The organism is Pleomorphomonas koreensis DSM 23070, assembly GCF_000425185.1.
Lineage (GTDB): Bacteria > Pseudomonadota > Alphaproteobacteria > Rhizobiales > Pleomorphomonadaceae > Pleomorphomonas > Pleomorphomonas koreensis.
In genome coordinates this window covers 24,366-47,449 of the sequence record NZ_AULH01000018.1, presented here as the reverse complement: position 1 = coordinate 47,449, position 23,084 = coordinate 24,366, and the positions used below count along the sequence as shown (strand labels likewise).

Sequence of the window (23,084 nt, the reverse complement as noted above, 5' to 3'; positions counted from 1 at the left end):
GCCGAAATGATGGAAATTCTTTGGCACGCCCCCTTAAAACTACATCTTTCCGTCACAATCTAGTATTGTCATGTCACTTTGGAGATGAGTGACCCCAACGTTCTCTGAGGCGTGGAGGTCGTCATGGACGATCTGCTCAGCGTTTCGACATTGCTGGTGGTTGGCGTGCTCGGCGGCGCGGTGGCCGGCGCTGCCCTCGGCTTCCTGTGGCTGACCGAGCGGCGCGGCCCGGCGCTCGGCGTCTGGGCCGCCTCGCTGTGGTTTGGCGCACTCGCCTGCGCCTTTTACATCCTGCGGCCGGTGGTGCCGGATTGGACCTCGCTGCTGTTCGGCAACGCCACGCTGGCCTTGGCCTATGGCCTGATCTGGCTGGGGTTCCAGCTGTTCGAGGGCGGGCGTCCGCCGGTCTGGAAGACCGCCTGGAAGACGGCGGCCGGCGCCGTCGCCTGGCTGCCGTTCGCCGCCGTGCCCTTCCTGCGCCACGAGCCGGCGCTGCACGCCGCGCTGGCGGCGCTGGTGATGTCGGGCTATTCGCTGGCCATCGCATGGCGGCTCATCCAGCGCCGCCGCATCGAGCCGCTGCCGGCCCGCCTGCCGACCGCCGCGCTGTTCGCCGCTCACGGCACGCTCTATGCGCTGCGCGTGCCGCTGCTGCTGTTCTTCCCCGACTTCGGCTTCGGCGTTGCCTTCGACCAGTCGCCGCTGTTCATTGCCGGCCTCCTGGAAGCGCTGCTGTTCACGCTGTTCGTCGTTGTAGCCATGCTGACGCTGATCGCCGAGCGCGACGCCCGCCACCATCGCAAGGCGGCCGATACCGACGCGCTGACCGGCCTGCCCAATCGGCATGCCTTCTTCCGGGCCATGGAGACGCTGTTGCAGGGCGGCGGCGGACGCGGCGTGCTGATGCTGTTCGACCTCGATCACTTCCGCTTCGTCAACGACCGCTTCGGCCGCGATGAGGGCGATCGGGCGCTGAGAGCCGTCGCCGAGGTCCTGCACCGCGAGGTGCGGCTACCGGATATCGTCGCCCGCATCGGCGACGAGGAGTTCGCGCTGTTCATGCCGTCGATCCGGCTGGATGTCGGCCTGTCGGTCGCCGAGTATCTCTGCCGCCGCACCGAGGGGCTGAATCTCACCGACGCCAGCGGCGAGCGCATTCCGCTGACCACCAGCGTCGGCGTCGCCGCGGTGGCCGATGCCGGCGCCGGCGTCGAGGCGCTGATGATGGCCGCCGACGTGGCGCTGGCCGAGGCCAAGCGCATCGGCCGCAACCGGACGCGCGCCTATCGCGCCACCTCCAGACTGCACGGCAAGATGCTCGACGACTGGCTGAGGACCGGCTGAGCCGCCGCGTCAGGCCGTCGTCGGTTTCGCCCGGAAGGCCATGGTGCCGAGCAGCAGCCCGACATAGCCGGCGATGGCGACGATGGTCAGCCAGGCCGGGATGTAGAGGAGGTCGGTCGCCTCGATGGCGTCGAAGGCGATCCTGAGGCCGATCGACAGTTGCAGCAGCGCCGCCGGCAGGTAGAGGATCGGCACGTAGCGCACCGGCGCGCCGCTGATGGCCGGCAGGATGATCGGCGCATGCGCGAACACCATCGACAGGATGAAGCCGATGGCGATGGCGTGAATGGCCGCGTCGTGGCCGTGGACGGTTTCGCCCGGCGGCAGCAGCCAGAGGCTGGCGGCGGCGACGATCAGCCAGAGATAGCCGCAGATCAGCAGCAGGGCGGAGAAGCGGGCGAAACCGTGGGTGCGGACGGTGCGCAGCGCGATATCCTCGCGCAGCAGCCACAGCGCGATGCCGGCGAGCGACAGCGACAGCAGCGCCGAGCCTTCCCACGGCTGCCCCAGCCACAGCGCCAAAGCGAACAGGGCGGCCAGCACGACGAGCAGCGCCCGCGCGGCCAGCGTCGGCCGCATCAGGCGAGACAGCTCGATCCGTTCGGCGACGACGGTGAGGATCAGGAAGCCGAGCCAGACGTAGCCCACCTCCGCAAGCGTCCGGCCGGCCATCCAGAACGCCGTGCCGAGCGGCCACAGCGCCGCGGCGACGGTCATCAGCAGCGTGAACAGCTTCGGCAGCTTGAAGGCGGCGAGGCCGGTCAGCAGCGTCAGTCCGAGACCGGCGACGAGGAACAGCGGCGCCGTCGCCTCGGCGCAGCCGGCGAGCAGCAGCACGGCGCCGGCTGCCGACACGGCGGGCACCAGCAGCGCGGCAAGGCGACCGTCGGCCACGGCGCGTTCAAGCGAGATCAGCGTGCCGAAGAAGCCCGAGGCCATGATCGCTCCGTGCATGTCGGCCATGTCGCCGACCGGTGCCACGACCCCGAGGCGGGCGAGGCCGCCGGTCAGGCCCGCGACGAGCGACGCCGCCGCCGCGATGGCCAGGGCAATGCGGAGGAGGGGCGTGAGCTTCATCATGGACTCCGCGGGGTGTTCCCCGATTGCGGCACGGACGGGCGGCCGGCTTCAGATCAGGCCGCTCTCAGCGTCCGAACAGGCCGGCGGCGAACTTCGACACCGCCGCCTCGAAGCGCGACGGCTGCCGCTCGAAGCGCGAGCGGACGGCCGGATCGGCCAGTTCCGGCGACCAGACCGCCGCCTTGTCGATGGCGACTTTCACCGTCCAGTCCTTGCCGACGGCGCTTTCGACGGCGGCGCGGGCGTTCTCGCTGATCAGGCCGCCGAGCGGGCAGGTGGGCGTGGTCATCATCAGCTCGACGTCGACCGTCCGATCACCGATGTCGAGACGGCGGACCAGGCCGAGCGATACGATGTCGATGCCCAGCTCTGGATCGTCGACGGTGGCGAGGGCGGCGAGAACTTGCGGTTCCATGGCATCATCTCCGGGTCAGTCGGATGCGCCAGATCTCCGGTCCTTCTTCGAGATACTCCCAGCCGAAGCCGACCAGGGTCCGTTCCTCGAAATGCTGGCGCAGCGGCACCGGATCGAAGCTGTTGACGATCTCCAGCGATTGCCCCGGCGCGAGCGCGTCGAAGCTCTCGATGATGGTGGCGCGGCGCAGCTCGCAGGGCAAGCGGCGCACGTCGAGTATGCTTGCGGGTTCGATGCTGGCAAGGGAGGACATCGGCGGGTCTCCTTCGTTTGATGGCAGGAGACTAGCCTCGGATGCGCCACCGCTCGTTGTCGTGCCGCAAATTGTTGAGCAATAGATCGATGAAAAGCCGGCGGCGCCCTGTCGGATGCCGCCGGCCGGTTGCGGAAATGCCCGCAGTCGATCAGAGGATCGAGCGGTAGAGCGCCTCGATGTCGGCGAGGTTGGCGTCGCGCGGGTTGCCGCCGGTGCAGACGTCGGCGAGCGCCGCCCTGGCCAGATCCGCTATGTCCTCGGGCTTGACGCCGACCTCGCTGAGCCGCTTGGGAATGCCGACGTCGTCGGAGAGCTTCTGCACCGCTGCGACGGCCGCCTTGCGCACCTCGCCGATCGGCAGGGAACCGGCGCCCTCATGGCCCAGCGCGACGGCAACGGCGCGATACTTCTCGCCGGTGAAGTCGGCGTTGTAGGCCATGATGGTCGGCAGGAGCACCGCGTTGGCGACGCCGTGCGGTGTGCCGTAGAAGGCGCCGAGCGGATGGGCCATGCCGTGGACGAGGCCGAGACCGACGTTGGAGAAGCCCATGCCGGCCACATACTGGCCGAGCGCCATGTCCTCGACGCCCTTGGGGTCGCCCTTGCAGGAGGCGCGCAGCGAGCGGCCGATGATCTCGATCGCCTTGATGTGCAGCGCGTCGGTCAGTTCCCAGGCGCCTTTGGTGATGTAGCCCTCGATGGCGTGGGTCAGCGCGTCCATGCCGGTGGCCGCCTTCAGCGCCACGGGCATGGTGGCCATCAGCTCGCTGTCGATGATGGCGACGACCGGGATATCGTGCGGATCGACGCAGACGAACTTGCGGCGGTTCTCCTCGTCGGTGATGACGTAGTTGATGGTCACCTCGGCGGCGGTGCCGGCCGTGGTGGCCAGCGCGATGATCGGCACCGACGGCTTTTTGGTCGGCGCCACGCCCTCGAGGCTGCGCACGTCGGCGTTGTCGGGATTGTTGGTGATGATGCCGATCGCCTTGGCGGTGTCCTGCGGCGAGCCGCCGCCGATGGCCACGAGATAGTCGGCCTTGGCCTTGGCGAAGGCGGCGACGCCTTCCTGCACCACGCCGATGGTCGGGTTGGGCATCACCTTGTCGAACAGCTCGTAGGGCAGGCCGGCGGCGTCCAGGAGGTCGGTGACCTTGGCGACCGTTCCGGCCTTGACCAGCACCGCGTCGGTGACCACCAGCGCCTTCCTGTAGCCGCGACGCTGCACCTCGCCCACCAGCTCGGCGCGGGCGCCGGCACCGAAATAGGACGTCTCGTTGAGAATCATGCGATGGGACATGGTCTGTTCCTCCAGAGGCCGGCTTTCCGGCGTTTCGGCGACCGGCAGGCGCGCCGTCCGTCGCCGCGCAACCGCCGTCGCGGCAACCGTCCCGACACGCGGAGCCGTCTGCGGCTGAGCCAAGTTGAAAGCTATTGGCTTGCCGGATCGCTCACAACTTCGCACGAACCCCTAGATTTTGATCGAAAATGATCGAATTTGAGAATTGCGTGGCGAACTGGAGAGTACTGTTCAGCAAAAAGGCGGCCACCGGAAGGCGGCCGCCGCTTCAGGGCATGCTTGGAATGCGTAGGGTGTCAGTCGAGCGCCCGTTGCCGGGTCTCGGCGTCGATCAGCGCGGCGGCCACTGCGGCGGCGATCAGCAGCACGGCGAACAGTGCCACCGCCGCACCGAAGCTCCTGGCGATCAGCAGCGACAGCAGCGACGGCGCCAGAAGGCCGCCGAGCCGGGCCATGGCGCCGGCGGCGCCCATGCCGCTCGCCCGCGCCGCCGTCGGATAAAGCTCCGGCGTGTAGGCATAGAGGGCGCCCCAGGTGCCGAGCAGGGCAAAGCTCATCAACAGGATGGCGGTCGCCACCAGCGTCGCCTCGCCGGCCACCACGAACAGCGCGCAGCCGGCCGCCGACAGGATGAGGAAGCCGATCAGCGTCGGCTTGCGGCCGATCCGCTCGACGCCCCAGGCGGCCAGCGCATAGCCGGGCAGCTGGGCCAGCGCCACGATCACCAGGAAGCCGTAGCCGCGCACGAAGCCGAAGCCCTCGCCGGCAAGGCGCGCCGGCATCCAGGTGAAGATGCCGTAGTAGCTGAGCGACACCAGGAACCAGACGGCGAGCATCAAGAGTGTCCGCCGCTTGAGCGCCGGCGACAACAGGCGCACGGCTTCCAAGGCGGGGCTTGCCGCGAGCGGCGCATCGAGCGGCGCCTTGCCGTTGGCGACGAGCATGCGGTCGACGACGGCGCGCGCCTCGTCGGTACGGCCCTTGCGCAACAGGTAGAGCGGCGATTCCGGCACCATCAGTCGCAGCCAGAAGCCAACCAGCGCCGGCACGGCGGTGGCGAAGAAGATGTAGCGCCAGGCGTCGCCGAGGCCGGCCGAGGCGGCGGCCCAGGCGGCCAGCGCCACCACGACGGTACCGACCGCCCAGAAGGCTTCCAGCATCACCAGCCAGCGGCCGCGCCGGTCGGAGGGCAGGAACTCGGCCATCATCGCATAGTCGACCGGCAGCGTGCCGCCGACGGCGGCGCCGGTCAGGAAGCGGGCGGCGAGCAGCAGCCCGAAGTTGGGCGCGAACACCGAGGCGAGGCCGAACACGCCGTCGCAGGCGACGGTGACCAGCAGCACGCGCCGCCGGCCTATGCGGTCGGCGATGCGGCCGAACAGCGCCGCGCCGATCATCATGCCGAGAAAGAACAGCGTGCCGGTCTGCAGGGCTTCCGGCACCGAGAGGCCGAAGCTCGCGGCGATCGACGGGGCCGTGAAGCCGACGGCCAGCACCTGCATGGCGTCGGCCGCCCAGACGAGTCCGAAGATGCCGAGCAGGCGTCGCTGGAACGGACCGGTTCCGGCGGTGTCGAGGGCGGTTTCGATGGCGACCGGCATCAGGCTATCTCCGATTGCGGAAAGGACGTACCTCCATAGAACAAAGTTGCAGAAAGACAATCGGCCGACGGCAACTGGAACGGTTCATTGTTTCATAAAAATGCCGAAACGCTCGGTCTTGGCGGCTTCAGGCAACTTTCGAAGCCAGAATAGCCCTGTCCGCGGCTGAAATTGCTCCGGCAACCGCCCCCGATTCGCCTGGCATCGAGGCCGCAAAAGAGGGTGGTGCCCCTCGCGAATATGCGGTGATGACTAATACTAAAGTCGTATGCTATGATCATGTACAACACGAACGACGTGCAAGGCGAGAAAGGATCATCAGCGAAATGTCGAGCGATGCCATCAAGTGCCCGTTCCTTCGGTGCCGTCACCCGATTCCGCGCGCCTGGAGCGAGGGCTGCGCCACGAGCTGCTTTCTGCTGCGCAAGGAGCGCCGGCGGTTCACCGTCCACCACACCTACGATCTCTAGAGGACGCCACGCCGCTTCGGCACGGCGCGTCGTCTGGTGAATACAAGCTGTCCCGAAGACATGCTACGAAAGATCGGCGCCTTTGCCGGGAGCCGAGGCCTTGACCGGCCTTCCGGCGAGGGGCGCCTGTAACCCGCAAGATCACTTGGCACTTTCCGGGAATATCCGGGAAAAGGTGGGAAGTGGCGGGAAGCGGTTGAAATAACGATGGAAAGGTGGGTTTTGGCGGGGTGCCTGCAGATGGGCGGCGCGCAAGATCAAATGGCACCTGACGTCCACGTGGTGGGCGCCAGGCGTTGCGGTTAGTCGGCCAGGGAAACGGCGGTGCCGGTGGCTGAGACGAACAGAATGCCGCCGCCGGTGCCGGTTGCCACCGAGGCCTCACTGTAGGCTATTCGAACGGCGATGACAGCGTCGGCGCCGAGGCGGAAAGCCTCGCGCCTCAGCTCGACGAGGCATTGCGTCCGCGCGTCGCGCAAGGCGTTTTGAACCGTGTTTGAACGCCCCCCGAAGGTATCGCGCCAGGCGTTGGCTATATCTTTGAAAATATTCATACCAGTCGCAACCTCGGCGCCGACGATGTCGATTATTTTGCCGATCTCCCGCCCGGGTACGTCGAAGGCCGTTGTGAGTATGATCTCCGAGGCCGCCTTATCAACCGAAGCAATAGGAACATCGGTCGTTCGATCCTGGCTCAGCATCTGTCGATCGCGATCAATTGCTTCGTCGTCGAGCTGCATGGCGTCTATGTTGTTGCAATATATACACAAACCGCCCTGCATAACCTCAATCTGACGTGTCTGACCGCATTTAGGACAAACAGGCATTTCTACCTCACACTCTAGATACTGCGACCGAACCAGCGCACCTGGCCGACGATCTTCAGGTCAGCAGCCTGCGATGCCGGAATGACTTCAGGCGGGTAAATCGGATTATCGGACATGATTTGCAACGAGCCGTCGATCCTTGGGGCTATTCGCTTGAGCATCAGGCGATCATCCGCCCGAATGAGGTAAATCCCTTGCTCCTCGACATCGTCGACGGCGGAGTCGATCAGAAGACCGTCGCCGGCTACCAAAGTTGGTGCCATGGCGTCGCCTTTGACGACGAAAAATCGCGCGAAGATAGGCGAAACGCCTATACGGGTTAACCACTCACGACGGAAAGCCGCGATTTGCACGAGCTCTTCTTGCTCCGGTGAACCATCCGCGATGGCTGGGAGCACACCATCGATCCGCGTAATCGCGACGTAGTTCCCCTGTTCCGCCATGTTGACGACATAACCGCCGCCGTCGTCGCCTTCATGGAAGCCTATCGTGTCGCCGTTGACGAGCCAATCCAGGGAGACATTGGCGGCCCGCGCAATCTGGGCAGCGATCTCGAGAGACGGCAGCGTGCCCTTGCCCTTTGTGTAGCTGCGCAATGTCGAATCGCTAATCCCCGAGCGTCTCGCGAAATCAGCGATACTTCCGTCGCGAGTTATCGCGGTCCTGATGCGATCAAAAATGGCATTGGTCGACATAACTGTAACCCCAAGTGACACTTAGGGCGCGAAAGCGACATCGCCGGATTGATGCGAAGTATCATGTACTTACGCAATTAATCGCGAACTCGCACCCAATTCGTAACTGTTACCTCGCGAAAATCGTGAACTTTCGCTTGCTCGGATCGCGAAGTTGCGCGATAACTGCACTTAACGGGTGCCTATTCGTGCTACCAAACGTCCTAGGCGCCCACGGAAAAAGCGGACGGAAATTCCGACCGCTTCAGATGTTGAGGAGCAGCCATGACACGGGTTTGGACCCCGCACCAAATCAAGGCCGCGTTGGCCGACAGGGGCTATACCCTGGCCGCTGTCGACAAGCTTGGTGACCAGGAAGGCCCGTTCTACGAAGGGGCGGCGAGAAAGGCGATCCGTGGACTGCACTTTCGGGCAGCCGCCGTTATCGCTGGTCTTCTCGAGCAACCCTTCGCCGAGATCTTCCCCGGCATGTACCTTTCAGCCCGTGCCAACCGACCGGCTATCGATCGTTCAGCACTGAGTGATCCATCGCACAAATCGTCCGGTGAATCGAGGCAAACGCGTACAAGCGCTGTTGACAGAGTGAGGGCTGCGTAATGGCCCCACTGTCAGAAATCCGTATCCCCCATGACATGCTGCGCCGGCGCCTCGTCGACGTGGTGCCTTTCTGCCTTCGCGACGTGTGCGGCCTCCTCGCCACGGCGCTGCTCGGCGCCGGCATGGCAAGCTGGGCGATCGCGCTCACCAGCCAAAGCCTGGGAGGTTGACGATGGTCAATCCCCGAGGCCTCGAGGACATGGCGACCCGCTACCAGCGCGACGCGTATCTGGCGGCTGCCGAGGCAATGGACCTCCGCATCGCACTCGCCCGAATGGGGCGCCAGCCGAACGAGGACGACATCCTGATGTCGCGCCGGTACGACGCGGTTGCCAAAGCTGCCGCCGACCGCGCGCAAGCCGCCCTGCAGTTCCTTCTTTTCCAGCAGCCCGCCTTCGAGCGGGCGGCGTAGGCATGGAGACGACGATGCCCCAGAAAACCGAGAGGAGGACGATCACACCGGCAGAGTTCGCGGCGTATGCCCGCGAGAACAATGTCGATGTGATCTACCCCAGCGCGTACGACCCGCAACTGAAGGGGCGAGCCGAGCGCCAGACGATGAATGCGGAAAATCCGCTGCTACCCATCGTGAAAGAGTACGCGCGGGTGCTCGAATACCTCATCCGTGTGGACCGCATCAACGGCGACAGCGAGGGCGCGAACCTCAAGAGCTTCACCCTCGCCACCGTCAATGCCGCCATCGCCGACGCTGAAGGCAAAACCGTCCACAAGACGCATGCGCCGGCTTTGCTCGCCGGCCGTCGATATCGCCTCCAACGAGGCGAGAACGTCAGGCGCTGACCGCGCTGCAGACGGTTCCTGCCGGCGAACGTCTTCGCTAGCACCTACAGGAGAAGAAAATGTCGCTTTCCATGGAAGCAATCCGGGCCAGCAGGTCACTCAGTGCTTACGCCAAAACGATCGACGGCTATGTCGCCGACATCAACGACGCGCTGCAGGAAGCCATCCGCATCGAGTTGATGTGCCGCACCGGCCACCCGGAAGAGCAGGATGGTGAAGACATCAGGGCGCAAGCCGATGCCGGCCGCTATTGCCTGAAGCTTCTCGGCGCGGATGCCACGGCGATGCCGGATGACACCGCCGCGGTACTCTACTTTCAAATCACGACAATGATGCCGGAGGCTTTGGCCGCGGCCATCGTCACCTCAGAATAGGATTTTTGGGAACGAGGGCTTCGGCCGTCCTCTTGGCCGAAGCCGCCGCCCTTCGCGTACCGGAGGATGCCGTTTTCAGGGTGGCAACCTCCTTCTCCAGAGAGGCTACGCGGGCCTCCAGCTTCTCAAGTTTCTCAGTGCTCGTATCGCTCATTCCATTCTCCTCCAAACGAGAGTTGAGCAGCTCGATTGTAGGAGGGTCGCGTCACCTGCGGAAGTGGTGAGTTGCCGGGGCTCCGGCAGCATTCCTCCCAAGCCTGGCCGCCGGACCATCTCCGGTCTGGCGGCCCTTTTCAGGAGACAAACATGAGCGCTTCCTTGGCCCTGATCGCCGGTTTGACGGCGGCCATGTATACCGTCGCGCCGACCGGTTGGTACCGGCTCTGCAGCGATGATCCGGCGCAGTGTCGCCCTGTCACCGGCACGATGCCCGACCTGGGCGAAGTCGACGCCGTGAACCGCCTCATCAACGATCGCATGCGGCCCCAGGCCGAGGCCAATGGCGCCGACGTGTGGAAGGTGGGCGGCCTGAAGGGCGACTGCGAGGATTACGCGCTCGCCAAGCGCGATCTGCTTCTCCGCTACGGCGTCGGGTCGGCTTATGCGCGGATGGCGGTGGGGATGACGGCGGCAGGCGACAGCCACGCCGTTCTGATCGTGACCACGACAGCCGGGCTGTACGTGCTCGACAATCTCCAACAGCGCGTCGTGCCGCTCGCCCGTTCGACCATGCAGATCACGGCCATCCAGTCGCCCTTCGATCCTCGTCTCTGGATCAAGGACGCCCGCTGACGCTCTGGATTCCGACCTTGGCGTCTGCCACGGCCGGTCCCCCGAACGCCAGTTCGAAGCGTGTTTGAAGAGGGTGGAAATGCAAGTTCAAGCCATCAGGATCGCCGATATCGACCGCAGCAAGCGGCTCCGCGCGATCAATCCGGACTGGGCACAGGCGCTGGCCGACGAGGCGCGCGAAGCCGGGGGGGCGCAGTGGTCGCCGATCGAAGTGGTGGCCTTGGACAAGGGCTATCGGCTGATATCGGGCGGACATCGGACAGAGGCGGCCATGTTGGCCGGCCTCGTCGAGATCGAAGCCAAGGTTTTCGACCGAACCGAGTTCGCGGACGAGGCGGAAATCCGTCTGCGCGAGGTGCGCGAGAACCTCCTGCGCTACGAGCTGACGGCGCTCGATCGAGCCATCCACCTGGTGGCCTGGAAAGAAATCTATGAGGCGGCGAATGCCGTCGATCGGCGCGGCGGCGACCGGCGAAGCAAGACCAAATCCGCAGACGAAACCAATTCCGCAGATTTGCGGAATAGGTCGTTCGCCGAGCGTTTCAGCCTCGCCGCCAGCAAGGTTCTTGGTGTTTCCGAGGATTCGATCGGCCGCAGCCTGAAGATTGCCAAGGGCATTTCAGAGGCAGTGCGGCTCAAGATCTCCGCCCATCCGATCGCCGACAACGCCAGCGAGCTGCTCAAGCTCAGCGGTGAGACTGCCCAACGGCAAGAGAAGATCGTCGGCCTGTTGATGTCCGACCCGCCCAACGCGGCCAACGTCGACGAGGCGATCGCCATCATTGATCGCGTGCCGGCGCCCAAGCAGCTCGAGCTTTGGGAAAAGACCAGCGCCAGCCTGCTGAGAATGAGCGACACCCAACTCGACCGCGTGTTCGACGCCATGGCGCCGAAGATCATGGCCTGGATGGCGCGCCAGACTGACAAGCCGGGCAAGAAGGCCGCCTGACCATGCCGAAGCGCCGGCCCGCTCCGGGCACCCCGGATCTGTTCAGCGATTACAAGCCGGCGCCCGTCGTCGAGCGGTACGCCGAGGATTCGGTGCGCGCCTTCGATCTGGCCGGTCGACTGTCGAAAGCCGTGGCCCAAACCCTCGAAGACTGCGGCATGACACGCTCCCAGGTCGCCACGGCGATGAAAGACCTCCTGCAGGACGAGACGATGAGCAAGAACATGCTCGATGCCTACGCCAGCCAGGCCAAGGAGCACGTGATCAGCGCGCTCCGGCTGGCGGCCCTGGTGGCGGTGACCGGCGATCCACGGCCGCTCAACATGCTGCTCGAGACGGCGAAGCTGGTGGTGGTGCCTGCCAAGTATGAGCCACTGATCCGGCGCGAGGTCGCCAAGGATCGGCAGGCCGCCCTGCAGCGCGAGATCGATGCGGCGGACGCCGCCTGGAGGGCCGGGAAATGACCGCTCAACCGCGCCCACTCGCCCAGGAATGGTTCTCCGCCAGCGAACTGGCGAACATGCAGCTTCGCGATCTTCCAAGCACCCGCAAAGGCGTGATCGAGTATGCCGAACGGAACGGCTGGAATGACGATCCGTTCCGCTGCAGACGGCGCGCCGGTCGTGGTGGCGGGATGGAATACCATCTTGGGCTGATCCCGACCCTCGCTTGGGCCGATTACCACCGGCGCACCATGTCGGTCGGTTCGGTGGAACCCGTGCGGCCACGCCAGGAGTTGCCGATACCGGAGACGGATCGGGCCAGGACCGCCCAGGCGGCGCGCATGGCGATCCTGACGGCCTGCGAGCTTTACGCGGCCGGCATCAACCTGACGAAAAAGGGCGGCTATCGCTCATTCGAGTTCGCCTACAACTGCGGTCAGGTTCGTGTCGAAGATTGGGTGCGCGAAGAGGTGCCCAAGGTCAGTGCCCGAACGCTGTTTCGGTGGCTGGCGGATGCCCGCGAGGGCAAGGCGCTCGGCGTCGATCGCGGCCTCGCCCGCAAGGGCAAGGGCATTCTCGAAACGGCCAATGACGGGCGCGCCAAGGCCTTCATCCTGGGGCTGATCGCCCACCAGCCGGGCATCAAGGCCGAGCGCATCCAGACGCTGCTCTCCGACGAGCTGGGCGGGTCGCTGATCGCCGCCGACGGCACGGTGCGCGCCATCCCGCCAGTGCGGACCATTCAGAACCAGGTCAAGGTCTGGCGCACGACGGAAGCCGTGGCGCTTGCAAAGCTATCCGATCCCGATCGCTACCGGTCGACCATGGCACCAAGCGGTGTCGGCACTCTCCGGCACATCACCGCGCCGAACCAATTGTGGATGATCGACTCGTCGCCGCTCGACGCATTCGATACCGAGGTTTCCAGGCCGACCGTCTACGTCTGTATCGACGTCGGTCCGCGCCGCATGGTCATCTACGTGTCGACGACGCCGCGCGCTGCGGCCGTGGCGATGCTGTTGCGCAAGGCCTTGCTCGCCTGGGGCGTTCCCAAGGAGATCAAGACCGACAACGGCAGCGACTTCGCGGCCGAGGATACCAAACGGCTGGCCGCCGCGCTGGAGATCGAGCTCAAGTATTCCGACGCCTACAGCCCCGAGCAGAAGGGCCATGTGGAGCGCGCCATCGGCACCATGCAGGGAAGCTTTGCCGAGCTGCTCCCCGGTTACGCCGGCCACAACGTCGCCGAACGGAAGCGCCTGGAGGATCGGAAGAACTTCGCCCAGCGTCTGGGCATTGAAACGGCCGAGTTGTTCGGCGCTCGCTATACGATCGCCGACATTCAGAAGGCGGCCGACCGCTGGATAGAGGTGGTCTACGAGCAGACGCCGCATGCCGGACTGAAGGGCATGACGCCGGCCGAAGCCGCCCGCCAGTCCGGCGTAGTCATCCGGACGGTCGACGAGCGCGCCCTCGACGTGCTGCTGATGCCGGTCGCCTCCGGCGGCTATCGCAAGGTCACCAAGTTCGGCGTCCAGATCGGCGAGTTCTACTTCCAGACCATCAAGGCCTTCCCCGGCGACCGCGTGTTCGTGCGCCTCGATCCCAACGACCTCGGCGTCGTCTACCTGTTCGACGAGTCGACGGGCGCCTTCGTCGAGCTGGCGGTCTGCCCCGAGCTTCGCGGCATCGACCCGGCAGAATACACCCGGATGGTCAAGCAACAGCGCGCCGCGCTCTTGAAGGACAGGACCGATCCGATCCGCACCGAGGTGCGCCAGCTGACCTCCGGCGCCCCGATGATCGAGCGCTATCTCAACGAAAAGGAGCGCCAGCTCCGCGCCAAGGGCAGCGCCGATATCGTCCATCTGCCGACACGCACGGTGGAACACGTGACGCCGGAAATCGCCGCCGCGCTGACCGCCGCGACCGGCGAGGCGCCGGCGATGCCCGCCGACGAACCGCTCGCCGCGCTCCCGGAGCCGGCCGAGGTCATCGCCTTCACGCCGCGCCCGGTACCGGCCGGCACGCGCCCCGCCTTCAAGACCGACCAGGACATGGCGGCCTGGCTGCTCGCCAACCCTGGCGCCGTCACCGATCGCGATCGGAGCCTGATGGGCGAACGCATCCGGTCCTGGACTTTCCGCGAGCTTTGTTCCGTCGCCGGCGTCGACGTGGAGGCGCTCTCCACACTCATCAAGTCCAAGCAAGAGGCCCAATCGTGAAAAATACATTCGTGCGGCTGTCGAACGTGGCCGCCTTCATGACCGGATACGAAGTCGTCGAGCGGCGCGGTGCAGCCGAGAACTGTTTCGTCATCGTCGACGGCAAGCCCGGATACGGCAAGACCAGCACCGCCCAATGGTTCGCCATCTCCAATCAGTTGCCGTTCGTTCGCGCCAAGCGCGAATGGCGGCCGAGCTGGATGCTGCGCCAGCTGCTCGAAACCGTGCAGACGGCGCCGGCGCATTCCTACGAGAAGATCTTCCAGCAGACGATCGAGGCCATGGGCAAGCGCTCGGCCATCGCTGCGGCGGAGGAGAAGCCGTTCGCCATCATCGTCGATGAGGCCGACCACGTCGTGACCTCGTCCGCCCTGATGGAGACGCTGCGCGACATTTCCGACCTGGTGGAGGTGCCCATCCTGCTGATCGGCATGGGCCGCATCTCAGCCGGCGTGAAGCGATTTCCGCAGATCGCCAGCCGCGTCGAATCCCACGTCGAGTTCAAGCCGCTGACCTTGGCCGATACGCGCCTTCTGGTCGAACAGCGCGGCGAAGTTGCCGTCGATGCCGACCTGCTGCAGCTGCTGCACGACAAGGCAGAGGGCTACGCCCGCGAAGTGCTGACCGGCCTTGCCTCGATCGAGCGCGCGGGCAAGCGGCTCGACCATCCAGTGACGATCGCCGACATGGCCGGCCAGCAGCTGCTCGTGCAGCGCTCGACCAGCCACGCCTTCATCGTGCGAGGCTGAGATGGCCGAAAAGTCCCCACGCCAGATGCCGGTGGTGGAGGCGCTGAAAGGCGGCGCCTGCCTGACGACGGCCGCGCTGGCGGAACTGACGGGCCTCGAAGGCCGCGATATCGCCAAGGCCTGCTGCGCCCTTGTGTCGCGCGGCTGGATCGTGCGGCGCGAGCGCGGCTGCTTCGAGTTGTCGGAGGCCGGCCGAAAGGCCGACGCCGCCGGCGAGATCATCACCAGCGGACCGACCGGACCGCTGACGCAGGCGGAGCCGCGCCGGCCGCGCCGCCAGACGGTGCGTGACAGGATGTGGACGACCATGCGGACCCTCAACAAGGTCCGGATCGCCGACCTGGAGACGCTGGCCGGCGCCACGCGCGACAACGCGCAGCGCTATGTCGGCGCCCTGGAAAAGACCGGCTTTCTTGCGCGCCTCAGGGCCGAGGCCGGCAGCGCCCCGACGTCAAACGGCGTCTGCCGCTGGCTACTCGTCCGCAATAGCGGCCCGGCGGCGCCGGTCTACAAGGCCCGCGCTGGCGAGATTTACGATCGCAACACCGGCATCAGCTACCCGATCGGAGATCAATCATGAACCGCGGCCCCATTCCAGGCCGGTCGAAGACGGATTTTGTGGCCGCGCTTCGCGCTCGCGTCGCAGAACCGGAAGACTGGATGCTTGTGCTTGCCGAGGAGGCAAAGCGCGTCGGCCTCAATGCCTTGGCGCAGCGGATCGGGGTATCGGCCTCCACGCTCTCCCAGGTGCTGTCTGGCACCTACAACGCCAAGGTCGACCGGGTTCGCGAGGCGGTGCGTGGCGCCCTGATGGGCGTCACGGTGACCTGTCCCGCGCTGCATCAGGCTATCGGCCGCGAGGCCTGCATCAAGCACCAGCGGACGCCGCTCTCAACCGCCTCGCCATCGTCGGTGCGTCTCTATCACGCCTGCCGCAATGGCTGCCCGAACGCCACGACCGAAGGAGACCAGCCGTGATCGAGCACAAACTATCCGACTGCCTGCGCCAGGTGCGCGACCAGTTTGCGCCCTACAGCGAAACGGGCGTGGCGTTCACGCCTGATGGTGTCCGGCACCTCGTTTCGCTGCTCACTGTCTACGCGACGGCCGCCGAGCGCCTGGAAGGGGTGACCCTGCGCAAATCGGTGGGCGAGATCATCACCCTTCGCGCCGACGAGTACACGCGCACGGTACCGGTCGAGATCGTCGGAGGGGTGTCATGACCGCCCGGCTATCCGTCATGACCGTTGTCAAGACCGTGTCGGAAGTGACCGGCGTATCCACCGGCGACATTCTCGGCCGCCGCCGCGCGCCGGTCTACGCCAATGCGCGCAAGATCGCTTACTACCTCGCTCGCAAGCACTGCCCGGAGCAGAGCTTTCCGGTCATCGGCCGGATCATGGGCGGGCGGGACCATTCGACCGTCATGTGGGGCGAGGCCAGGATTCGCGCCGCGCTTGAGAAGGGAACCAAGATCCCCGAGCTGGTCCAGGCCGACCTGGCATTGATGGCTGCCAGGGATTCGTTGTCGCTGCTGGAGATGGACGACGCGCCCGACCACGACCCACTGGAGATCGCCGGCCGGGCCAAGACCAAGCGTGGCGCGTCGATGCTGACCATCGACGAGATCCAGGCGCTCGCGACATTCGCCGTCTACACGGTGGCCTTCGACCAACTGACGCACGATCCCGACATCGACGCCGCCGGCCTGCCGGTCAACGTCGGTCAGGCAATCCTCCGCGTCGTCGCCGCCAACCGGGCCGCGCAGGCCGCGCGGTTCGGCCAGGGCGAGGCTTCGACGTTCGCCGCCCTCAACTCCGCCGTCGCCAACCTCGAAGCCGCTTACCGGGCCGAAGTGGAGGACGGGGCACGAGTTCAATCCGCCTTCAAATACGTTTCCAACGCCCCTCGAAAGGAGGCCAACCATGCTTGATATTCCCACCGGATACCGCCGGAACGCGGCCGGCAACCTGGTCGCCGAGGTCAACATCAAGCCCGAGCACAAGCTCGAAGATGAGTTGGTGACCCGGCTGGCGGCCCGCGCCGCCGAACTGAGCCTGGAACTGGCGAAATTCCGGGCGCAGGCCCTGTCGGAGATCTACGCCTATCGTGACCTGATCGCCGCCGAGTACGGCGCCAAGAGCAGCGCCGGCGGCAACATGACACTGACGGCCTTCGACGGCTCATTGCAGGTGCAGGTAGCCGTCGCCAAGTCGATCACGTTCGGGCCGGAGCTGCAGGCCGCTAAGGCGCTGATCGACCAGTGCGTGACGCGGTGGAGCGAGGGCGCCAACGACAATCTGCGCACGCTCGTGTTCGACGCCTTCCAAACCGACCGGCAGGGCAAAATCAGCACCGACAAGGTGCTCGGCCTGCGCCGCCTCGCCATCCAGGATGAGGACTGGACCAAGGCGATGGAGGCGATCTCCAACGCCGTCCGTGTGACCGGAAGCAAGACCTACGTGCGCTTCTATCGGCGGAACGGCGACGCGCTGGACCCGATCTCGCTCGACCTCGCCAACGTGGGAGGCTCCGATGCAGCTACCTCCTGACGTCGAGCCCATCGACCGGCCGCTTCGCGGCGACGGCGCCGGCATCATCCTCGCCCTGTTTGCCGCGCTCAGCGGCGGTTTCGTCATCGGCTTCATCGCCTTCGGGCTCGGAGTCATGGTCGGCAAGGGGGCGCTATGAGCACCTGCGAAACCTGCGCTTTCTGGCAGCGCGAAGATCCGCTGCAGAGCAAGCGGAAAGAAGCCAGCCGCGCCGTGTTTGGCGAATGTCGACGCCACGCGCCACGCCTCAAGTTCGAACGCTACGACGGTGGCGACCGGGAGTCGGCCTGGCCGCCGACTGGCCAAGGCGACTGGTGCGGAGAGTTTCGACCCACCGATATGAAGCTGCCGCTCGAAGGACCGGGCTCATGAGCTTCGCCTCTCGTTCACTCCCACCCGAATCCGAGGATCCGCCGCCCTCGCGGCGGGACCTCCTCCAGATGGAGCGCGAGGCACTTATCCCGCTGGTCCGTCCACGCATGCGCACCGAACGACAGCTGCGCATCCGCCGACGGATTGCCCTGCTCACCGAGCAGCTGATGCAAGAGGAGACTGGCAATGGCTGACACGGCAACCTGCAACATCGACGCCCATTTCTACGAAGATGACACGTACGTGAGCGCGTATTTCCGCTTTGAACGAACGGAGGATGCCGAGCGCTTTTTCGAAGTCTTCTGCAAAGCGGTCGAAGAAGGCATGATCCGCGTAGGATCGGTCGAATTTCCGCCCGTTAACGTCATTCGCGAGGTGGAATGATGGGCGCGCCAAAGATCACGCTCGGTTATGAGAGCCGCACCGCCGCCATTGCCGCTCTACGTGCGAACGGCCTATCGACGGCCGTGATCGCCGACCGTATCGGCATCGAGCCGAAGACAGTTACTGCTCTCGAGGCTTCTGCGGCGCGCGCAAGGCGTCCGTCTCACGCGCAAAGCACCGTCCCGACGCTTGGCCGTCCCGTTCTCGTGCCTTTCCAGGATTATGCGGCGCTGCGGTCCCATGCTGCGCGCCGCGCCGTCACCGTCGATCGGCTCATCCGCGACATTATCGAAGTTGTCGCCCGTGATGACATGGTCAACGCCGTGCTCGACGACGGAGCCGCGTCATGACTGCGCTCGCGACCTCCCAGCAGATCCGCGCCCTTCAGACTGCTAGGCGTGCCGCTGGCATCAGCGACGATGCCTGGCATGATCGGCTCTCAGCCCGCCATAGCGTGACCAGCACCAAGTTGCTCACCGCCGAGCAGGCCGATGCCGAGCTGATTGAGATCAATGGCGGATCGTCCCGCGCCTTCAAGAAGTCGGACAAGCCCTATGTCCGCAAGGTCTACGCGCTGTGGACCGATGCCGGCCGGCGCGGCGCCATCAAAGACAGATCGAAGAACGCGCTGCGCGCCTTCATTGGCCGCCAGCTGCAAGCCTCGGCCGGTGAAGATCCGGCCAAGGTAGCACGTGACCCGGAGTTCCTGACGCCCGCCGAAGCCAACAAGGTGAGCGAAGGGCTGAAGGCGATGATCAATCGGACGAAGGGAGCCTGACCATGCAGACCGACGACAAGATCATGATCGCCCTGAAGGCCGCCGCCGGCGTGCTGGAGGCCATCCGTCCGTATTGCCTTCTGGAGCTTTCCACCAAGTACACGGTGTCGCACGAGGGCCGCCGCATCGGCACCTTCACGATCGACGAAGCGCTCGACCTCTCCGACGCGGCGTTGGGCGTGCAAAGCGACGAGAAGGGAGCCTGACCATGCCGCTCCGCCAAATCAAAGCGATAACGCTACCCGATCTCACACCGGCCGCAATTTCTGATCCGTTGCCGGAGATCAGGTGGGTTCACCCGAACACTCTCTGGATCGATGAGAAGTACCAGCGGAACCTGTCCGAGCGGAGCATCACGCTCATTCGTCGGATCGTGGCGGAGTGGGATTGGGCGGCATTCACCCCCCCCAAGGCGGCGGAGGTGGACGGCCGGCTGCACGTAACCGATGGCCAGCATACGGCAATCGCGGCCGCGTCTCACCCTACCATCGAGCTAATTCCGGTTCTGGTCGCATCCGCTGCAGAAGAACAGCACCGGGCAATGGATTTCGTGCGCCACAACCGAGACCGCGTGCAGGTAACACCCACCCAGTTGCACCTTGCCATGGTGGCGGCTGGCGATCCGGACGCGGTGACGGTGGCTCAAGTATGTGACCGGGCCGGCGTCACCATCCTCAAGGCGGTTCCAGCCAATGGAGCCTTCAAGGAAGGCCAGACCATGGCCGTGGCCGCCCTGCGCAAGCTGGTGAGTCATCGCTATGCGATCGGCGCCCGCAAGGTGCTCGATGTCTGCGTAGCCGCCAAGCTCGTTCCGATCAGCGCCGAAGCCATCAAAGCCGTCGAGTTGATCCTCTACGGCGAGGAATATGTCGGACACGTGGAAAGCGACGCGCTGGTGGCTGCTATCCGCAGAATGGGACCGGAAGCCGAGAAGGAGGCGGTCGTTTTCGCGGCTGCACACAAGGTTCAGCGTTGGAAGGCCCTGGCCATCGTCTGGTTCCGCAACACCAGGAAAAAGCGCAATGGATGACGATTTCGCCGACATGCTGCGGGAGGAAAACGATCGGCTACGTGAGCAGATCGCGTTCCTAGAGCGCGCGCTGGGACTGGAGTTTATGCCGCCCGTCGAGTGGCGGCTGACACCATCGGAAGCACGAGTGTTTGGGGCACTCTGTACCCGGGAGTTGATGACCCGCGACGTGGCAATGGCCGTCCTCTATCGCGACCTCGCGAAGGAGGAGGCGTACGAAAAGATCGTCGATGTTTACATCTGCAAAATGCGCAAAAAGCTCAGACCGTTCGGCATCGAGATCCTAAACCGGTGGGGAGTCGGCTACGAGCTGACGCCAGAAAGCCGGGCAATCATCGCAGAACGCTTGGAGGCCCACCATGGCTGACTTCCGCGCACCCAAGCCCACCGTGTCGCTCCAAACTCGGCGAGGTCATGTGAACTTCATGGCCAACATGCTGACACGCGTGAACAACGACCGGGTCGCGCGCCGCCTGATGAAGGCCGAGGAAGCGACGCTGATGGAGACCTATTCGGCGGCAGTGATCGGCACCTTCAACTGGTTGATGGACAACGAGGCTGATATCGCCGCGTTCATCGCTTTGCCGGAGGAAGATCGCAAGGCCATCCTGGCGGCGCCGGCGGCAGCAGCGGAAGCGGCCAAGAGGGCGGCGGAGACGGCAGTATGATCAATCGCGCCGTCGTCAACTCCCGCCTTCCGAGCTCCGGTGATTTGGAGTTTTGGCCGACGCCGCCTTGGGCGACCAGGGCGCTTTGCGCGTTCCTTAAACAGCGCGGGTTGGCCCACTCCTCCTGCTGGGAGCCATGCTGTGGCGAAGGGCATATGGTCCACGCCTTGAACGACTATTTCCAGCACGTCACCGGTTCCGATGTGTTCGATTACGGCAAGGGCTTTCCGGTGGTGGATGCACTCGATCCCGCCGTGGAGGTGCCGGCGGTCGATTGGGTTATCACCAACCCGGCCTTCACTTTGGCCGAGCAGCTCGCGAAGAAGGTACTCGACGCTCCCACTCGTCCGAGCTTAGCCCTACTCAACCGATCGAACTGGTCGGAGGGCGGCACTCGATACTACGAGATTTTCGAGAAGCGCCGGCCGACGTGGACAATCCAGTTTTCCGAGCGCGTTCCCATGATCCAAGGTGCGTGGGACCCGGAGGCCAGCAGCGCCACGGCCTATGCTTGGTTCGTGTGGGTAGCCCCCCCATTTGACCAGACCATCCACGAGTGGTTTCCGCCCACGCAGGAGACGCAGTTCACGCGCCTCAGCGATCGAGCCTTCGCCATGCCCGGCGAAGCCGCCCGCCGGCGCGCCGCCAAGGCTGCGGAGGGAGCGGAATCGAGACCCGCAGATCTTTTCGAGGAGAGAGCAGATGGCTGAGGTTGAGCGACTGAAGGCGCCGTGGATCGTGGCGGAACATCCCGAGAGCTTTGTCGTCGAGGACGCTTCGGGCCAGCACCTGGCCTACGTCTACTTCGAAGACGAGCCCGGCCGGAGACGTGCGACGAAACGTATTTCGAAGGAGATGGCCCGGCGATTGGCCAATCGAATTGCTCGCATTCCCGACCTCGACACGAACAAGGAGGAAGGCAGCAATGGGTAAGCGTCGGCCAAAATCCTATCGCGTCAACCTGACCTGGGAGGCGATGCAGGGCATAGCCCAGCAACTGATCGCCGGCGACGGCCTGATGGAAGCGGCAATCGGCACCGGTGAACTCTGCCGCTCGTCGTCTCTTCATCGCACCAAGACGACTGGCCGTTACACGGCCCACCTTGTCTATCGCCAAGGCGATCAGTCGACGGCCATTACCATCCGAAACATCGAGGTCGCGCCGTGACTGGTGATCGCATCCGGCCTCCAGCTCACGCGGAGCCCTGGGTGGATGTCCTGGGCGAGCAAGGGGCGGTCGACGTGTTCCTTGCCCTCGGTGGTTCGGAAGTCGAAATTTCCTATACGCCACACTCTTCGCGGCTTGTTGAGGTTGTCGGTGTCGACAAGGCAGCGGCGCTCGGCCGGCGTTTTGGCAGAGGCCAAACCAAGGTGCCACTCGCGAAGGCTTATGTTTCACAGGTGTTGTGGCAACAGGGCGTCAACCAGCAGGAAATTGCCCGCCGTCTGCATGTCGATGTAGCCACCGTCGCAAGGCACCTCAAAGCGACGCCTGGCGGCAGACGAAGAAAGCCTGACGACAGGCAGATCGAGCTTTTCTAACCCACCGTCACCGCCTCTCAAGCACGTACCCCTCACCCCCGTGGGTGCATGGAACTCGTGGATTGAGGGAAATTTGATCCCGATGAAAGCGCCATTCGCGGCGGATTTCAAGAGGGATCGAAAATGCCTGCCCAGACCTTCGACGCGTGGCTGATCGAGCGCCTGACGGCGCATGGCGTCTACAAGGGCGCCGCCGACGACAGCCACGGTCGCGGCGTGATCGCGGCGCTGAAGGCATTCCAGGTAAAGCGGCACCTGGCCGTCACCGGCAAGGCCGACACGGCCACGGTGCTGGCGCTGCGCACCATTGACAGCGATCCGGTAACGCCGCCGTCGGAGCCGGTGTGGCTGCGCGAGGCCCGGCGGTTCATGGGGCTCAAGGAGATCGCCGGCGCCGCGTCGAACCCGACGATTATCGGCTGGGCTAAGGCACTCGGCGGCTGGATCGCCGGATACTTCAACAACGACGATATTCCCTGGTGTGGCCTGTTCATGGCCCACATCATGGGCGAGACGCTGCCCGACGAGCTGCTGCCCGCCAACCCGCTTTCGGCCAAGGCCTGGGCGACGTTCGGCCGGCGGCTCAACGTGCCGAGCATCGGCTGCGTGCTGGTGTTCAGCCGCGAGGGCGGCGGGCACGTGGGCCTCTATGTCGGCGAGACGATGACGGCCTATCGCGTGCTGGGCGGCAACCAGAGCAACTCGGTTTCGCTGACGTGGATCGACAAGGAGCGCCTGGTCGAAGGCGGCATGCGCTGGCCGTCGACCGTGACGCCGCCGCTGGCCATCCGCGTCATGCTGCAGCCCGACGGCTCGCCCCTCTCTCAGAACGAGGCCTGA

The 23,084-nt window shown here is 65.1% G+C and carries 39 protein-coding genes; 31 read left to right on the top strand and 8 right to left on the bottom strand.

All coding sequences use genetic code 11. From position 1 onward, the window contains the following. Positions 1-123 precede the first annotated feature (123 nt). Positions 124-1,344 (top strand): GGDEF domain-containing protein, encoded by a 1,221-nt coding sequence (locus H512_RS0115715; RefSeq protein WP_026784254.1) that lies wholly within the window; start codon positions 124-126, stop codon positions 1,342-1,344. A 9-nt stretch (positions 1,345-1,353) separates the two neighbouring features. On the opposite strand, the gene H512_RS0115710 is transcribed toward H512_RS0115715, so the two are convergent. From H512_RS0115710 to H512_RS25905, 7 genes are all read right to left on the bottom strand, one after another. Beyond that, a complete protein-coding gene (locus H512_RS0115710; RefSeq protein ID WP_026784253.1) occupies positions 1,354-2,421 on the bottom strand; it encodes a hypothetical protein in 1,068 nt (355 codons plus the stop codon). A gap of 67 nt (positions 2,422-2,488) precedes the next feature. After that, positions 2,489-2,839 carry a metal-sulfur cluster assembly factor gene (locus tag H512_RS0115705; RefSeq protein ID WP_026784252.1) on the bottom strand — a complete coding sequence of 117 codons (351 nt, stop codon included), beginning with the start codon at positions 2,837-2,839 and terminating at the stop codon, positions 2,489-2,491. A 4-nt stretch (positions 2,840-2,843) separates the two neighbouring features. Continuing rightward, positions 2,844-3,092 carry a DUF2249 domain-containing protein gene (locus H512_RS0115700; RefSeq protein ID WP_053239944.1) on the bottom strand — a complete coding sequence of 83 codons (249 nt, stop codon included), beginning with the start codon at positions 3,090-3,092 and terminating at the stop codon, positions 2,844-2,846. 151 nt (positions 3,093-3,243) lie between these two features. Beyond that, positions 3,244-4,395, bottom strand: coding sequence for a lactaldehyde reductase (fucO, locus tag H512_RS0115695; RefSeq protein ID WP_026784250.1), 1,152 nt, complete (start codon positions 4,393-4,395; stop codon positions 3,244-3,246). Positions 4,396-4,691: 296 nt separating this feature from the next. Then, positions 4,692-5,996: an MFS transporter gene (locus tag H512_RS0115690; RefSeq protein WP_026784249.1), complete on the bottom strand. Its 1,305-nt coding sequence runs from the start codon at positions 5,994-5,996 to the stop codon at positions 4,692-4,694. A 772-nt stretch (positions 5,997-6,768) separates the two neighbouring features. Beyond that, positions 6,769-7,206 carry a YbjQ family protein gene (locus H512_RS0115680; protein WP_245585428.1) on the bottom strand — a complete coding sequence of 146 codons (438 nt, stop codon included), beginning with the start codon at positions 7,204-7,206 and terminating at the stop codon, positions 6,769-6,771. A gap of 101 nt (positions 7,207-7,307) precedes the next feature. After that, the gene (locus H512_RS25905) at positions 7,308-7,988 is read right to left on the bottom strand and encodes an XRE family transcriptional regulator (protein WP_084798533.1); all 681 of its coding nucleotides are present in this window, start codon (positions 7,986-7,988) and stop codon (positions 7,308-7,310) included. A gap of 264 nt (positions 7,989-8,252) precedes the next feature. On the opposite strand from H512_RS25905, the gene H512_RS27900 reads away from it, so the two are divergent. The 5 genes from H512_RS27900 to H512_RS0115655 are packed head-to-tail and all read left to right on the top strand — an operon-like array spanning position 8,253 to position 9,760. Beyond that, on the top strand, positions 8,253-8,585 hold the full coding sequence (locus H512_RS27900; RefSeq protein ID WP_084798532.1) for a helix-turn-helix domain-containing protein: 333 nt from the start codon (positions 8,253-8,255) through the stop codon (positions 8,583-8,585). Next, positions 8,585-8,755, top strand: a complete 171-nt coding sequence (locus H512_RS27060; protein WP_156899523.1) for a hypothetical protein — start codon at positions 8,585-8,587, stop codon at positions 8,753-8,755. The genes H512_RS27900 and H512_RS27060 overlap by 1 nt, the downstream gene beginning before the upstream one ends. A 2-nt stretch (positions 8,756-8,757) precedes the next feature. Continuing rightward, positions 8,758-8,997 (top strand): hypothetical protein, encoded by a 240-nt coding sequence (locus H512_RS0115665; RefSeq protein WP_026784247.1) that lies wholly within the window; start codon positions 8,758-8,760, stop codon positions 8,995-8,997. Positions 8,998-9,011: 14 nt separating this feature from the next. Next, complete coding sequence (locus H512_RS0115660; RefSeq protein ID WP_026784246.1) at positions 9,012-9,386, top strand: hypothetical protein; 375 nt, start codon at positions 9,012-9,014, stop codon at positions 9,384-9,386. Between the two features lie 59 nt (positions 9,387-9,445). Then, positions 9,446-9,760, top strand: a complete 315-nt coding sequence (locus H512_RS0115655; RefSeq protein WP_026784245.1) for a hypothetical protein — start codon at positions 9,446-9,448, stop codon at positions 9,758-9,760. On the opposite strand, the gene H512_RS27055 is transcribed toward H512_RS0115655, so the two are convergent. Next, positions 9,747-9,914: a hypothetical protein gene (locus H512_RS27055; RefSeq protein ID WP_156899522.1), complete on the bottom strand. Its 168-nt coding sequence runs from the start codon at positions 9,912-9,914 to the stop codon at positions 9,747-9,749. The genes H512_RS0115655 and H512_RS27055 overlap by 14 nt on opposite strands. 152 nt (positions 9,915-10,066) lie before the next feature. On the opposite strand from H512_RS27055, the gene H512_RS24370 reads away from it, so the two are divergent. The 25 genes from H512_RS24370 to H512_RS0115530 all read left to right on the top strand — a co-directional run bounded on the left by H512_RS24370 (position 10,067) and on the right by H512_RS0115530 (position 23,084). Then, positions 10,067-10,552 carry a transglutaminase-like cysteine peptidase gene (locus H512_RS24370; protein ID WP_053239942.1) on the top strand — a complete coding sequence of 162 codons (486 nt, stop codon included), beginning with the start codon at positions 10,067-10,069 and terminating at the stop codon, positions 10,550-10,552. A 79-nt stretch (positions 10,553-10,631) separates the two neighbouring features. Further along, positions 10,632-11,501 carry a ParB N-terminal domain-containing protein gene (locus H512_RS0115640; protein WP_026784244.1) on the top strand — a complete coding sequence of 290 codons (870 nt, stop codon included), beginning with the start codon at positions 10,632-10,634 and terminating at the stop codon, positions 11,499-11,501. Positions 11,502-11,503: 2 nt separating this feature from the next. Continuing rightward, a complete protein-coding gene (locus H512_RS0115635; protein WP_026784243.1) occupies positions 11,504-11,965 on the top strand; it encodes a hypothetical protein in 462 nt (153 codons plus the stop codon). Then, entirely contained in the window at positions 11,962-14,169 is a 2,208-nt protein-coding gene (locus H512_RS24365) for a DDE-type integrase/transposase/recombinase (protein ID WP_053239941.1), read from the top strand. Before H512_RS0115635 ends, H512_RS24365 begins: the two co-directional genes overlap by 4 nt. Next, positions 14,166-14,918 (top strand): AAA family ATPase, encoded by a 753-nt coding sequence (locus H512_RS0115625; protein WP_026784242.1) that lies wholly within the window; start codon positions 14,166-14,168, stop codon positions 14,916-14,918. Before H512_RS24365 ends, H512_RS0115625 begins: the two co-directional genes overlap by 4 nt. A 1-nt stretch (position 14,919) precedes the next feature. Next, complete coding sequence (locus H512_RS0115620; RefSeq protein ID WP_026784241.1) at positions 14,920-15,498, top strand: hypothetical protein; 579 nt, start codon at positions 14,920-14,922, stop codon at positions 15,496-15,498. Positions 15,499-15,578: 80 nt separating this feature from the next. Continuing rightward, positions 15,579-15,896: a helix-turn-helix domain-containing protein gene (locus H512_RS0115615; protein ID WP_053239939.1), complete on the top strand. Its 318-nt coding sequence runs from the start codon at positions 15,579-15,581 to the stop codon at positions 15,894-15,896. After that, positions 15,893-16,141, top strand: a complete 249-nt coding sequence (locus tag H512_RS0115610) for a hypothetical protein (RefSeq protein ID WP_026784239.1) — start codon at positions 15,893-15,895, stop codon at positions 16,139-16,141. Before H512_RS0115615 ends, H512_RS0115610 begins: the two co-directional genes overlap by 4 nt. Beyond that, positions 16,138-16,851, top strand: a complete 714-nt coding sequence (locus tag H512_RS0115605) for a helix-turn-helix domain-containing protein (RefSeq protein ID WP_026784238.1) — start codon at positions 16,138-16,140, stop codon at positions 16,849-16,851. The genes H512_RS0115610 and H512_RS0115605 overlap by 4 nt, the downstream gene beginning before the upstream one ends. Further along, positions 16,844-17,470, top strand: a complete 627-nt coding sequence (locus tag H512_RS0115600) for a DUF3164 family protein (RefSeq protein WP_026784237.1) — start codon at positions 16,844-16,846, stop codon at positions 17,468-17,470. The genes H512_RS0115605 and H512_RS0115600 overlap by 8 nt, the downstream gene beginning before the upstream one ends. Further along, on the top strand, positions 17,454-17,609 hold the full coding sequence (locus tag H512_RS27050; RefSeq protein ID WP_156899521.1) for a hypothetical protein: 156 nt from the start codon (positions 17,454-17,456) through the stop codon (positions 17,607-17,609). Before H512_RS0115600 ends, H512_RS27050 begins: the two co-directional genes overlap by 17 nt. Further along, positions 17,606-17,842 carry a hypothetical protein gene (locus tag H512_RS27045; protein ID WP_156899520.1) on the top strand — a complete coding sequence of 79 codons (237 nt, stop codon included), beginning with the start codon at positions 17,606-17,608 and terminating at the stop codon, positions 17,840-17,842. The genes H512_RS27050 and H512_RS27045 overlap by 4 nt, the downstream gene beginning before the upstream one ends. Then, a complete protein-coding gene (locus H512_RS0115590) occupies positions 17,839-18,036 on the top strand; it encodes a hypothetical protein (RefSeq protein ID WP_026784236.1) in 198 nt (65 codons plus the stop codon). The genes H512_RS27045 and H512_RS0115590 overlap by 4 nt, the downstream gene beginning before the upstream one ends. After that, complete coding sequence (locus H512_RS0115585; protein ID WP_026784235.1) at positions 18,029-18,226, top strand: hypothetical protein; 198 nt, start codon at positions 18,029-18,031, stop codon at positions 18,224-18,226. The genes H512_RS0115590 and H512_RS0115585 overlap by 8 nt, the downstream gene beginning before the upstream one ends. After that, positions 18,223-18,576: a hypothetical protein gene (locus tag H512_RS0115580; protein ID WP_026784234.1), complete on the top strand. Its 354-nt coding sequence runs from the start codon at positions 18,223-18,225 to the stop codon at positions 18,574-18,576. The genes H512_RS0115585 and H512_RS0115580 overlap by 4 nt, the downstream gene beginning before the upstream one ends. Further along, positions 18,573-19,004: a phage protein GemA/Gp16 family protein gene (locus H512_RS0115575; RefSeq protein ID WP_084798531.1), complete on the top strand. Its 432-nt coding sequence runs from the start codon at positions 18,573-18,575 to the stop codon at positions 19,002-19,004. The genes H512_RS0115580 and H512_RS0115575 overlap by 4 nt, the downstream gene beginning before the upstream one ends. 2 nt (positions 19,005-19,006) lie before the next feature. Beyond that, a complete protein-coding gene (locus H512_RS0115570) occupies positions 19,007-19,210 on the top strand; it encodes a hypothetical protein (protein ID WP_026784232.1) in 204 nt (67 codons plus the stop codon). A gap of 2 nt (positions 19,211-19,212) precedes the next feature. Further along, entirely contained in the window at positions 19,213-20,034 is an 822-nt protein-coding gene (locus H512_RS0115565; protein ID WP_026784231.1) for a DUF6551 family protein, read from the top strand. Next, entirely contained in the window at positions 20,027-20,401 is a 375-nt protein-coding gene (locus H512_RS0115560; RefSeq protein ID WP_026784230.1) for a helix-turn-helix domain-containing protein, read from the top strand. Before H512_RS0115565 ends, H512_RS0115560 begins: the two co-directional genes overlap by 8 nt. Further along, on the top strand, positions 20,394-20,702 hold the full coding sequence (locus H512_RS0115555) for a hypothetical protein (RefSeq protein ID WP_156899519.1): 309 nt from the start codon (positions 20,394-20,396) through the stop codon (positions 20,700-20,702). The genes H512_RS0115560 and H512_RS0115555 overlap by 8 nt, the downstream gene beginning before the upstream one ends. Further along, positions 20,699-21,412 carry a hypothetical protein gene (locus H512_RS24360; protein WP_053239938.1) on the top strand — a complete coding sequence of 238 codons (714 nt, stop codon included), beginning with the start codon at positions 20,699-20,701 and terminating at the stop codon, positions 21,410-21,412. The genes H512_RS0115555 and H512_RS24360 overlap by 4 nt, the downstream gene beginning before the upstream one ends. Next, a complete protein-coding gene (locus H512_RS0115545; RefSeq protein WP_026784228.1) occupies positions 21,405-21,635 on the top strand; it encodes a hypothetical protein in 231 nt (76 codons plus the stop codon). Before H512_RS24360 ends, H512_RS0115545 begins: the two co-directional genes overlap by 8 nt. Further along, complete coding sequence (locus H512_RS0115540; RefSeq protein WP_026784227.1) at positions 21,628-21,870, top strand: hypothetical protein; 243 nt, start codon at positions 21,628-21,630, stop codon at positions 21,868-21,870. Before H512_RS0115545 ends, H512_RS0115540 begins: the two co-directional genes overlap by 8 nt. A 41-nt stretch (positions 21,871-21,911) precedes the next feature. Continuing rightward, positions 21,912-22,244, top strand: a complete 333-nt coding sequence (locus H512_RS0115535; protein ID WP_053239937.1) for a helix-turn-helix domain-containing protein — start codon at positions 21,912-21,914, stop codon at positions 22,242-22,244. A gap of 123 nt (positions 22,245-22,367) precedes the next feature. Further along, positions 22,368-23,084 (top strand): NlpC/P60 family protein, encoded by a 717-nt coding sequence (locus H512_RS0115530; protein WP_026784225.1) that lies wholly within the window; start codon positions 22,368-22,370, stop codon positions 23,082-23,084.